Source organism: Hydrogenophaga sp. (assembly GCF_050250835.1).
GTDB lineage: Bacteria > Pseudomonadota > Gammaproteobacteria > Burkholderiales > Burkholderiaceae_C > Hydrogenophaga.
Window position 1 is genome coordinate 119,808 of sequence record NZ_JBFWNX010000003.1, and the last position, 11,663, is coordinate 131,470.

Genomic DNA, 11,663 nt, shown 5'->3' on the forward strand with positions numbered 1-11,663 from the left:
TCGACAGAGAGACAACATGAGCAACCTAGCCGCTGAATTCCAGGCCCTGGCCAACTACCGCCCCACGCACAAAGTGCGCTTCGTCACCGCCGCGAGCCTGTTCGACGGACACGATGCCGCCATCAACATCATGCGCCGCATCCTGCAGGGCATGGGCGCCGAGGTGATTCACCTGGGGCACAACCGCTCGGTCGACGAGGTCGTCACCGCCGCCCTGCAGGAAGATGCGCAGGGCATCGCCATCAGCTCTTACCAGGGCGGCCATGTGGAGTACTTCAAGTACATGGTCGATCTGCTCAAGAGCCGGGGCGGCGAGCACATCCAGGTGTTCGGCGGCGGCGGCGGCGTGATCGTGCCGGCCGAGATCCGGGAATTGCAGGACTACGGCGTGACCCGCATCTACAGCCCGGAAGACGGCCAGAAGATGGGCCTGGCCGGCATGATCGGCGAGATGGTCATGCGCTGCGACAAGGACCTCAGTCCTTACGCACCCAAGGCGCTGGCCGCCATTGAAGGCCAGGGCGAGATGAACTGGCGCGCGCTCGCACAGTTGATCACCGCACTGGAAAACGGCACTGCCGACACGGCGATCGTCACGGCGCTGCGCGAGCAGGCCACGTCGAAAAAGGTGCCCGTGCTCGGCATCACCGGCACCGGCGGTGCGGGCAAGTCTTCGCTCACCGACGAGCTCATTCGCCGACTGCGCCTGGACCAGAACGACCGCCTGCGCGTGGCGGTGATTTCCATCGACCCTTCACGCCGCAAGAGTGGAGGCGCACTGCTGGGCGACCGCATCCGCATGAACGCCATCGGACCCTGGCGCACCACTTCCGCCGTTCGCCCTGCGCCTGTCGAAGGGCTCGACAACAATGTGGGCAAGGCTTCGACAGGCTCAGCCCGAACGGAGATGAGCTCAGCCCGAAAGGGTGATGGCTCAGCCCGAACGGAGATGAGCTCAGCCCGAACGGAGGTGAGCTCAGCCCGAACGGGTGATGGCTCAGCCCGAACGGAGGGGACATCAGCCCGGACGGAGGATTCTGGTCAGCGGGTTTTCATGCGATCCCTGGCCACGCGCGACTTCGGCAGCGAGATCAGCGCCGCCCTGCCCGACGTGATTTCGGCTTGCAAGTGCGCAGGCTTCGACCTGATCGTGGTCGAGACCTCGGGCATCGGCCAGGGCGACGCGGCCATCGTGCCGCACGTCGATGTGCCCATGTACGTGATGACGCCCGAGTTCGGCGCGGCCAGCCAGCTGGAGAAGATCGACATGCTCGACTTCGCCGCCTTCGTGGCCATCAACAAATTTGACCGCAAGGGCGCTCTCGACGCGCTGCGTGACGTGGCCAAGCAGGTGCAGCGCAACCAGGAAGCCTGGAGCACCCCACCCGACCAGATGCCGGTGTTCGGCACCATGGCCGCGCGCTTCAACGACGACGGCGTGACCGCGCTCTACCAGGCCCTGAAAGTCCGTCTGGGCGAGCTCGGCCTGCCACTGCAGGAAGGCATGCTGCCTCGCGTGACGGTGCGCCACAGCACCAACCAGACACCCATCGTGCCGCCTTCGCGCACGCGCTACCTTGCCGAAATCAGCGACACGGTTCGAGGGTACAAGCAAAAGGCCGGCGAGCAGGCGCGCCTCGCGCGGGAAATTCAGCAACTCAACGAAAGCGCCCGCATGCTGCGCGTGGAAAAGCCTGACCGATCGCGTGCCGCGGAGGCGGTGATCGACCTGGCCCAGGTGCGCGAACTCGACCAGGATCCGGCCGCCCGCAAGCTGCTCACGCAATGGCCAGACATGCAGAAAGCTTACGCGGGCGACGAGTACGTGGTGAAGATTCGCGACAAGGAGATCCGCACCGCGCTCACCACCAGGAGCCTCTCAGGCACCGTCATTCGAAAAGTCGCGCTGCCGAAGTACGAAGACCACGGTGAAATCCTGAAATGGCTGATGCTGGACAACGTGCCCGGCAGCTTCCCCTACACCGCTGGCACCTTCGCCTTCAAGCGCGAGGGCGAAGACCCCACGCGCATGTTTGCCGGCGAAGGCGATCCGTTCCGCACCAACCGGCGCTTCAAACTCCTCTCCGAAGGCACGCCGGCCAAGCGCCTGTCCACCGCGTTCGATTCCGTCACGCTGTACGGCAACGACCCCGACCCACGCCCCGACATCTACGGCAAGGTGGGCAACTCGGGCGTGTCGATCGCCACGCTGGATGACATGAAGGTGCTCTATGGCGGCTTCGACCTTTGCCACCCGGCCACCTCGGTCTCCATGACCATCAACGGGCCGGCACCCAGCATCCTCGCGATGTTCATGAACACCGCCATTGACCAGAACCTGGAGAAGTTCCAGGCGGAGAATGGCCGCGAGCCCACCGCCACCGAAGCCGCCAAGATTCGCGAATGGGTGCTGGCCAACGTGCGGGGCACGGTGCAGGCCGACATCCTGAAGGAAGACCAGGGCCAGAACACCTGCATCTTCAGCACCGAATTCAGCCTGAAGGTGATGGGCGACATCGCCGAGTACTTCGTGCACCACGACGTGCGCAACTTCTACTCGGTCTCCATCAGCGGCTACCACATCGCAGAAGCCGGTGCGAACCCGATCAGCCAGCTCGCCTTCACGCTCTCCAACGGGTTCACGTTCGTGGAGGCGTACCTGGCGCGCGGCATGCACATCGACGATTTCGCGCCCAACCTGAGTTTCTTCTTCAGCAATGGCATGGACCCGGAGTACACCGTGCTGGGCCGCGTGGCGCGGCGCATCTGGGCGGTGGCCCTGCGCGATCGCTACGGCGCCAACGAGCGCAGCCAGAAACTGAAGTACCACGTCCAGACCAGCGGCCGCAGCCTGCACGCGCAGGAGATCCAGTTCAACGACATCCGAACCACGTTGCAGGCGCTCATTGCCATCTACGACAACTGCAACAGCCTGCACACCAACGCGTTCGACGAGGCCATCACCACGCCGACCGAAGACTCGGTGCGTCGCGCGATGGCGATCCAGCTCATCATCAACCGCGAATGGGGTCTGGCCAAGAACGAGAACCCCAACCAGGGCGCCTTCATCATCGACGAGCTGACCGAGCTGGTCGAGGAAGCCGTGCTGCAGGAATTCGAGAAGATCGCCGAACGGGGCGGCGTGCTGGGCGCCATGGAAACCGGCTACCAGCGCGGCAAGATCCAGGACGAGTCCATGCACTACGAGATGCTCAAGCACACGGGCGAGTACCCGATCGTGGGCGTGAACACCTTCCGCAACCCGCACGGCGACCTCACACCCGAGACGCTGGAACTCGCGCGCTCAACCGAAGAGGAAAAGCAGAGCCAGCTCAAGCGCCTGGCCGATTTCCACGCACGTCACGCCAGCGAATCGCCGGCCATGTTGCTGCGCCTGCGACAGGCGGTGATCGAGAACGGCAACGTGTTCGAGGTGCTGATGGACGCGGTGCGCGTGTGCTCACTGGGCCAGATCACCAGCGCCCTCTTCGAGGTGGGTGGCCAATACCGCCGCAACATGTGAGGCCTACGCGGGCTGGGCCAGCGGCAGGTTGAGCAGCAGATTCTGCGGTTTGAGCTTGAGCAGGCCGGCAGACGTCATCGCCAGGCCGAGGTAGACGGGCTTGCCCCGCACGTCGGCCTGCATGTGCAACGGGTCGGCAAAGGTGAGTCGAAACAGGCTGATGAGCCGCTGCTGCCGCTCGGCCTCGACCTCTCGACCGAGATAGAGGTCGTTGAGCAGGGCACTCGATTCCACGTCAAGCCCCAGGTGCCAGCGCCAGGATGGGTCCTCCACCCGCGCCTCGGGCTGGATATTCACCACGACACCATGAAAGTGGTGCACCCATTTTTCAAGCACGGCGGCCAGGGCCTTGAGACCCGAGTGCGCCCGCGTCATGGTGAGCGTGAGCCCGTGCGGCAGTTCGTTCTGGACTTCGTGGGTGAGATCGAGCACGAAGTTGAAGCGCCCGGCGCCCACGCGGCCGTGCAGATAGCGATCGGCGCTGTCTTCGCCGAGCACCTCGATCTGCGTCTGCGGCAAGGCCGCGCCGCTTTGTAGAAGCAGACGACCCACGTCGCCCAGGCCAGCAGTTTCGTTGAGCATGTCCAGCACTTCGCTGTCGCCGCTGAGCACCCGCCCGTCCTGCACGCTCACACGCTGGCGGCGAAACAGCAACTCGGCAGCGCGCCACCGCCAGGGATCGGTCTCGTCGGCCAGCAGACGGCACACCATGGCCTGCACCATCAGGTCCAGGAAAAGCGGTGGCACCTGGATGGCGCCTTCCTTGAAGAATCCTGCGTACGCCGCTTCCAGCGAACCGGCCGCGAGCACTGCATTGCGCCAGCCGAGGAACACACCGTGATTGGCGCGCGCGTCCTCGTCCTCGATCGCCTCGATTTCCTGCGTTGGCACGGGCCGTTCGGGTTCACGCATCAGGGCGGCGTGCAAGGCGCGCTCGGCGGCACAGGACTCCTCCACCAGGGCGAGCTCGGGCCGCGACAGCCAGAATCGCCAATAGTCGGCGCTGGGCACGAGCCAGCCACGGTCGTTGCGAGTGAGGCGGTCGTGGCCGCAGGAGGTCCAGAAGGCGCTTGAGGGATCGGACATGAAACAGACCCGCGTCGCGCCAGGAAGCGCTTCGCGGGCTGGGGAGCCAAGGGTGACCGGATTGTCGTTCACCCAGCACCCATCAGGGTGCGGCTTGCAGCGCTCCCACTTTCCGGCCTCCCGAAATCGCGCGCGAGGCGTAAGGCAATGGCGCATCTCGCGTGTAAGTCGCATCGGGCACGGTGGACAGGCCGATCAGCGTCTGCAGTGCGGAGTTGGGCCAGAAGTTCGGGCTGGCGATGCTGGTTGCACCGGGCAGGTTGCTGGCCAGCGAGGTGAGGTTGCTGATCTGGACGGCGTTGCCGCTGGCGAAACCGCCGGTGATCAGGTTCTGGTTCCCGGTGCCCGCAAACAGGTTGGCTGTGAGTCGGACGGAACTCGTTCCGCCCGCGACCGACAGAAAAGCACCACCAGAGCGCGTGAAGGCCACGGTGTTGTGCACCATTTCCAGTGACGTCTGCGGGTTGGACAATCCTTCCAGCCCATAGGCGATGGCGTTGGCGTTGTCCGCATTCGGCCCTTTGTGGAACAGATTGCCCCGCAGGTAGACGCGCCCGCCATTCGGGAAGTCGGCCAGGTAGCTCGATGTTCCGGTGGGTCCGTCCATGAAGTAGCTGTTCTGGATGACGGACTCGCGGGCGCGGCTCTTGAGGTTGTGGCCGATCTTCGCCTCGTGGAAATAGCTGTTGTTCACCGTCAGGCGGTCAATCTGGTTGACGTAAATGTTGTGCGTGTAGCCATCGCCCCGGCCGTTGCGGGCGAACTCTGAGTTCTCGATGGTGATGGTGGATGCGCCCGTGTTCGACAGGATCCCATTCTCGTTGTCGTAGAAGCCACTGTTGACGATGCGCAGATCTCCACCGTTTTGCGCACGGATGCCAGCGCCGTTTTCATCGGGAACGGTGGCGTTGTGGAACTCCATGCTGTCGATGGTGATGTTGGAACCCGAGACCACCCATATGCCCTTGCCCTGGGCGTTTCGGCCATCGGCAAACAGACGGGCTCGGCCGCCGATGCCACAGATGGTGAGATTGCTCGCATTCCACGAGGCCACATCGCCCCGGTAGTCGCCCGCTGCAATCTTGATGACGTCGCCCGACTGGGCAACCGCTGCGGCCGCGCTCGGCGCGGCGTAGGGCTTTCCGGGGCCTACCTCCAACACGCGCCCGGTGGCGGTGTCGCACGCCGACACCGAAGGCACAGGCGGCGAAGGAGAGGGGATGAAAGGGCCACCAGCTCCTCCGCCTCCGCCCGCGGCATCGCCACCACCGCCGCCACAGGCGCTCAGGGACGCCGCCAGCAGCAACAGGGAGAACAGCGGAAACGAAGAGGGCAAGCGTCGGCGAATGTCAAAACTCATGGAAGGTGTGCAGGCCGGTTCCGTGACCATCCAGGGATGCCGCCAGGTCGTGATTCATCCGGCCGAAGATCAGGGCGCCGACTGCAGCGCGCCGACTTTGCGTGCACCCGAGATGGTGCGCAGCGTGTACGGAGCAGGCGCATCCCGCGTGTAGGTCGCGTCCGGCACGGTGGACAGGCCGATGAGGGCTTGCAGCGTGGCGTTGGGCCAGAAGTTGGGACTGGCGATGTTGGTTGCACCCGGAATGTTGCTGGCTGACGAGGTGACGTTGCTGGCCTGCGCCACGTTGCCGACGGAGAAGCCGGTCACCAGGCTCTGGTTGCCCGTGCCCGCAAAAATGTTGGCCGTGAACTTGACCGAGCTGGTGCCACTGGCGATCGCAAAGAATGCGCCGCCCGAGCGCGTGACCGCGACCGTGTTGTGGATCACATCCAGCGTGTTGGTCGGATTCGACAGGCCCTCCAACCCATAGGCAATGGCGTTGGAGTTGTCCGCGTTGGGCCCCTTGTGGAACATATTGCCCTTGAGCACCACCTTGCCCCCATTGGGAAAGTCGGCCAGGTAGCTGGATGTGCCGGTCGGCCCGTCCATGAAATAGCTGTTCTCGATCACGCTTTCCCGAGCGCGGCTCTTGAGGTTGTGGCCGATCTTCGCTTCGTGGAAGTAGCTGGCAGACACGGTCAGTTTGTCGATCTGGCCGATGTAGATGTTGTGCGTGTAGCCATCGCCCAGGCCATTGCGGGCGAACTCGGATCGCTCGATGTTGATCGTGGACGAGCCTGCGTTCGACAGAATGCCGTTCTGGTTGTTGAAGAAGCCGCTGTTGATGATGCGCAGGTAGCCACCGTTCTGGGCCCGGATGCCAGCACCGTTCTCATCGGGCACCGTGGCGTTGTGAAACTCCATGCTGTCGATGGTGATGTTGGACCCCGAGACCACCCAGATGCCCTTGCCCTGAGCATTCTTGCCATCGGCAAACAGACGGGCCCGTCCGCCCACGCCGCAGATGGTGAGATTGCTGGCATTCCACGAGGCCACATCGCCCCGGTAGTCGCCCGCCGAGATCTTGATGACGTCGCCCGACTGCGCTGCCGCTGCGGCCGCACTTGGAACACTGTAGGTCTTGCCTGCGCCCACCTGGAGCACACGGCCCGGCGCAGTGTCGCAGGCGGTACCAGAAGGTGCTGGTGCTGGTGCTGGTGCTGGTGCTGGAGCCGGTGCCGGAGCCGGTGCTGGAGCCGGAGCCGGAGCCGGAGCCGGTGCTGGAGCCGGTGCTGGAGCCGGTGCTGGAGCCGGAGCTGGAGCCGGAGCTGGAGCTGGAGCCGGAGCCGGAGCCGGAGCCGGAGCTGGAGCTGGAGCCGGAGCCGGAGCTGGAGCTGGAGCTGGAGCTGGAGCTGGAGCTGGAGCTGGAGCTGGAGCCGGAGCCGGAGCCGGAGCTGGAGCTGGAGCTGGAGCTGGAGCTGGAGCTGGAGCTGGAGCCGGTGCTGGAGCCGGTGCTGGAGCCGGTGCTGGAGCCGGCGCGGGAGCCGGGGCTGGAGCCGGCGCGGGAGCAGGTGCCGGAGCTGAAGCTGGCGCATCGGTGGCGCCTGCTTCCGAACCACCGCCGCCACAGGCACTCAGGGTGGCAGCAAACAACAAGGCCAGGGTGGCCCGCGACGTGCGGGACAGCGTGGGTGCCGGGCAAGGCATGGCGAAGGTGATCTTGTTCAAAATGGATGCCGGTAGAAAGCCGCTTCGCACCATCAGGGCATGGATCGAAGGTGGCAATGGTTGATGGGTCCAGCTCGAAGTGGCCAGTGTCATGGACTGCTTGCCTGGTGTGAGCAAGTCAACGAAGAGCGGAGAAACTCACGGAATGAACGGAGTTTCGTCAATGAATGGCGGGGAGCCACCACAGAAGGTTCATTCAAGTAACCAAATGCCTGGCTGGCATCCCAGGCCCTGGCGCGATGCCTTGCGCAAAGGTGGGAAGCGGTTGCCACGCCTGCCCATCTCTCTGTAACAACCCATACGGCTTGATACCTCGACGGCTAGCACCTTTGGGCTACATCGCCACCACGGAACCCCGGGCGCTCTTCCACCACAATGGCGCCATGCAACACGAAATCAGTCTGATTGGTGTCCCCACCGACATCGGTGCCGGCGCCAGAGGCGCCTCCATGGGGCCGGAAGCCTTGCGCGTGGCCAACCTGGCCACGGTGCTCGAAGGCCAGGGTCTGAAGGTGGTCGACCGAGGCAATCTGACAGGTCCTCCCAACCCCTGGGCGCCCCCTACCGAGGGCTACCGGCATCTCGAAGAGGTGCTGGCATGGAACGAGAGCCTGCACCACGCGGTGCACGCCGAACTGGTGCTCGGCCGCCTGCCCATCGTGCTCGGTGGCGACCACTGCCTGGGCCTGGGCTCCATCAGCGCTGTGGCTCGTCACTGCCGCACCTCAGGCAAACAACTGCGCGTGCTCTGGCTGGACGCCCATGCCGACTTCAACACCGCGGCCCTCACGCCCAGCGGCAACATCCACGGCATGCCGGTGGCGCTGCTGTGCGGCCACGGCCCGGCGCGGCTCACGGGCATCGGAGGCCACACGCCTGCCATCGAGGCGAGTCAGGTGCGGCAGATCGGCATTCGCAGTGTGGACGCAGGCGAGAAGCGCCTGGTGCACCAGGCGGGGCTGGAGGTGTTCGACATGCGGTACATCGACGAAATGGGCATGCGCCACACCATGGAGCAGGCGCTCAAGGGCGTCGATGAGAGCACCCATCTGCATGTGAGCTTCGATGTGGATTTCCTCGACCCTGAAATCGCACCCGGCGTGGGCACCACCGTACCCGGCGGGCCGACCTACCGGGAAGCACAGCTTTGCATGGAGATGATCGCCGACACCGGGCGCCTGGCCTCACTGGACGTGATGGAGCTCAACCCCGCGCTGGACGTGCGCAACCGCACCGCCGAACTGGCCGTCGACCTGATCGAGAGCCTGTTCGGCAAGTCCACGCTCATGAGGAAAAAGTGACCGCCCCCTGATCATGTCCACGGCCTTCTCGGCCATCATGATCACCGGTGCATTGGTGTTGCCCCCCACCACCGTGGGCATCACCGACGCGTCCACCACCCGCAGCCCGGCCACGCCGTGCACGCGCAGCTGCGCATCGACCACATCCATCGGCCCCGGCCCCATGCGACAGGTGCCCACCGGGTGGTAGATGGTGTCGGCGTGGTTGCGGATGAACTGCTCGACCTGTGCATCGCTCTGCGCCTGGACCGAGGAGGCCGACTCGGTGCCGCCGTGGCGCGTGAGCGCGGGTTGCTGAAGCAGATTGCGCATGAGCTTGAAGCCGCGCAGGAGACGCGCCATGTCGTCCGGGTCCTTCAGGAAAGCCGGGTCGATGAGCGGTGAAGCCTGAGGATCGGCGCTGGAGAGGCGCAGCGCGCCCCGGCTTTTCGGGCGCAGCAGGCACACATGGCAGGAGTAGCCGTGGCCGAACACCGTCTTGCGGCCATGGTCCACCAGCTTTCCGACGACGAAATGGAGCTGGAGGTCGGGGATGGGCTCGTCTGGCGAACTCTTGATGAAGCCCCCGGCTTCGGCGAAATTGGTCGTGAGCATGCCGCTGCGCTGGCGCCGCCATTCAAAAATGCCGCGCACCATGCGCGCGACGCCGCCGAACGACAGGCCGAACAGGTCTTTCACCTTCGGTGCATTGACCACCAGCACCACGTCCACGTGATCGTGCAGGTTCTGCCCGACACCTGGCAGCTCGCGCACGAGCCGGATGCCGTGCTCGGCCAGGTGATCGGCAGGACCCACGCCCGAGAGCATCAGGAGCTGCGGCGAGCCGAACGCCCCAGCGCTGAGGACCACTTCGCCGCCCTCACGCAGACGAAGAATCTGCAAGGGGCCGCGTCCGCCCTTCCCACGGTATTCGACGCCCACCGCGCGCGGCGGGTTTTCCTCTTCGTCTATCACCACGCGGGTGGTGAGGGCGTTGGTGATCACCTGGAGGTTGGTGCGCCCCAGGTGCGGGGTGAGGTAGGCCTTGGCGGCGCTGTAGCGTTCCCCATTCTTGTGGGTGACCTGGTAGGCGCCCACGCCCTCTTGCTCAGGGCCATTGAAGTCGCGGTTGTGCGGGTACCCCGCCTGCACGCCCGCCTCGACGAAAGCGCCCAGGAACGCGTTGGGGCTTCGCAGGTCCATCACGTTGAGCGGGCCGCCCTGGCCGTGCAGCGCGTCGGCACCGCGCTCGTTGTGCTCGGCACGCTTGAAGTACGGCAGCACATCCGCAAACGACCAGCCTGGGTTGCCTTGCGCGGCCCAGCTGTCGTAGTCGCTGGCGTGTCCACGCGCGTAGATCATGGCGTTGACCGAGCTGGAGCCTCCGAGCACCTTGCCCCTGGGCTGGTAGCCGCGCCGGCCGTTCAAGCCCGGTTGGGGCACGGTTTGCAGGCACCAGTTGGCCTGGCCGTTCTTTGCCAGCACAGCCAGGCCGGCGGGGCAGTGAATCAGCACGCTGCGATCGCTCGGGCCGGCTTCAATCAGGGCGACGCGAACCGCCGGGTCTTCGCTCAGGCGGGAAGCCAGCACGCAGCCAGCCGATCCACCGCCGACGATGATGTAGTCGAACATGGGTGTCTCCGTAGGGGCCGCGCGCCGAAGCCGGTGCGCGACAATCTGTGGGTCAAGTTAGCACAGGCACCCTGCCACCAGTAGGCAGTCGCGCCTAGGAAAGACGCCCCGGCGACGCCGGGAAAACCCCAAACACAACCGCACTCAAATCCAGGAGTTGGCATTCATGAACACGATCCAGACCGTCGGCATCATCGGCTCGGGCACCATGGGCAACGGCATCGCACAAGCCTGTGCCACGAGAGGCATCCGCGTGGTGATGGTCGACATCGCGCAGACAGCGGTGGACAAAGGCCTGGCCACCGTGGCAGGCAGCCTGGACCGCCTGATCAAGAAGGAAAAGATCACCACCGCCGACAAGGAGCAGGCGCTCTCGCTCATCCGGGGTTCGACAAACTACGAAGACCTGAAAGGCGCACAACTCGTCATCGAGGCCGCCACCGAAAACGAAGGCCTGAAGGTCAAGATCCTGCAGCAGCTCGATGGCTTGCTCGCGCCCGAAGTGATCGTGGCCACCAACACAAGCTCGATCAGCATCACCAAGCTGGCCTCGGCCACGCAGCGCCCCGACCGTTTCATTGGCATGCACTTCTTCAATCCGGTCCCGATGATGGCGCTGGTGGAGATCATTCGGGGCCTGCAGACCAGCGACGCCACCCACGATGCGGTGAAGGCCCTGGCCGAGGCACTGGGAAAATCGCCGATCTCCGTGAAGAACGCACCCGGCTTCGTGGTCAACCGCATCCTGGTGCCCATGATCAACGAGGCCTTCTTCGTGCTGGCCGAAGGCATCGCCAGCGCCGAGGACATCGACGCCGGCATGAAGCTGGGCACCAACCAGCCCATCGGCCCGCTGGCCCTGGCCGACATGATCGGGCTGGACGTGTGCCTGGCGGTGATGAACGTCTACATCGCCGAATTCAACGACAGCAAGTACCGCCCCGCCCCGCTGCTGAAGGAGATGGTGGCGGCCGGCTGGCTGGGCCGCAAGACCGGGCGTGGGGTGTACACGTATTGAGCCTGTGCCAGCACCGGCATTCTTGCGGACGTAACATCAGTCCCCGCTTCAAGG

The 11,663-nt window shown here is 65.0% G+C and carries 7 protein-coding genes and 1 pseudogene; 4 read left to right on the forward strand and 4 right to left on the reverse strand.

What is annotated here, in order from left to right:
• Positions 1–16: 16 nt before the first annotated feature.
• A complete protein-coding gene (gene icmF, locus AB7F11_RS05675) occupies positions 17–3,523 on the forward strand; it encodes a fused isobutyryl-CoA mutase/GTPase IcmF (protein WP_428289328.1) in 3,507 nt (1,168 codons plus the stop codon).
• A gap of 3 nt (positions 3,524–3,526) precedes the next feature.
• Here icmF and AB7F11_RS05680 read toward each other — a convergent pair whose 3' ends face one another.
• The 3 genes from AB7F11_RS05680 to AB7F11_RS05690 all read right to left on the reverse strand — a co-directional run bounded on the left by AB7F11_RS05680 (position 3,527) and on the right by AB7F11_RS05690 (position 7,115).
• Positions 3,527–4,609 carry a DUF6352 family protein gene (locus AB7F11_RS05680; protein WP_428289327.1) on the reverse strand — a complete coding sequence of 361 codons (1,083 nt, stop codon included), beginning with the start codon at positions 4,607–4,609 and terminating at the stop codon, positions 3,527–3,529.
• Positions 4,610–4,691: 82 nt separating this feature from the next.
• Positions 4,692–5,969, reverse strand: a complete 1,278-nt coding sequence (locus AB7F11_RS05685) for a right-handed parallel beta-helix repeat-containing protein (RefSeq protein WP_428289326.1) — start codon at positions 5,967–5,969, stop codon at positions 4,692–4,694.
• A 69-nt stretch (positions 5,970–6,038) separates the two neighbouring features.
• Positions 6,039–7,115 carry a hypothetical protein gene (locus AB7F11_RS05690; RefSeq protein WP_428289325.1) on the reverse strand — a complete coding sequence of 359 codons (1,077 nt, stop codon included), beginning with the start codon at positions 7,113–7,115 and terminating at the stop codon, positions 6,039–6,041.
• Positions 7,116–7,156: 41 nt separating this feature from the next.
• On the opposite strand from AB7F11_RS05690, the gene AB7F11_RS05695 reads away from it, so the two are divergent.
• Together AB7F11_RS05695 and rocF are read left to right on the forward strand one after the other, a co-directional pair.
• Positions 7,157–7,669, forward strand: a complete 513-nt coding sequence (locus tag AB7F11_RS05695) for a hypothetical protein (protein WP_428299908.1) — start codon at positions 7,157–7,159, stop codon at positions 7,667–7,669.
• Positions 7,670–8,062: 393 nt separating this feature from the next.
• On the forward strand, positions 8,063–8,980 hold the full coding sequence (gene rocF, locus AB7F11_RS05700; protein ID WP_428289323.1) for an arginase: 918 nt from the start codon (positions 8,063–8,065) through the stop codon (positions 8,978–8,980).
• Between the two features lie 6 nt (positions 8,981–8,986).
• Here rocF and AB7F11_RS05705 read toward each other — a convergent pair.
• A pseudogene (locus AB7F11_RS05705) lies at positions 8,987–10,591 on the reverse strand (GMC family oxidoreductase); the annotation flags it as partial.
• A 166-nt stretch (positions 10,592–10,757) separates the two neighbouring features.
• Between AB7F11_RS05705 and AB7F11_RS05710 the strand changes: the two are divergent.
• The gene (locus AB7F11_RS05710) at positions 10,758–11,609 is read left to right on the forward strand and encodes a 3-hydroxybutyryl-CoA dehydrogenase (RefSeq protein WP_428289322.1); all 852 of its coding nucleotides are present in this window, start codon (positions 10,758–10,760) and stop codon (positions 11,607–11,609) included.
• Positions 11,610–11,663: the final 54 nt, after the last annotated feature.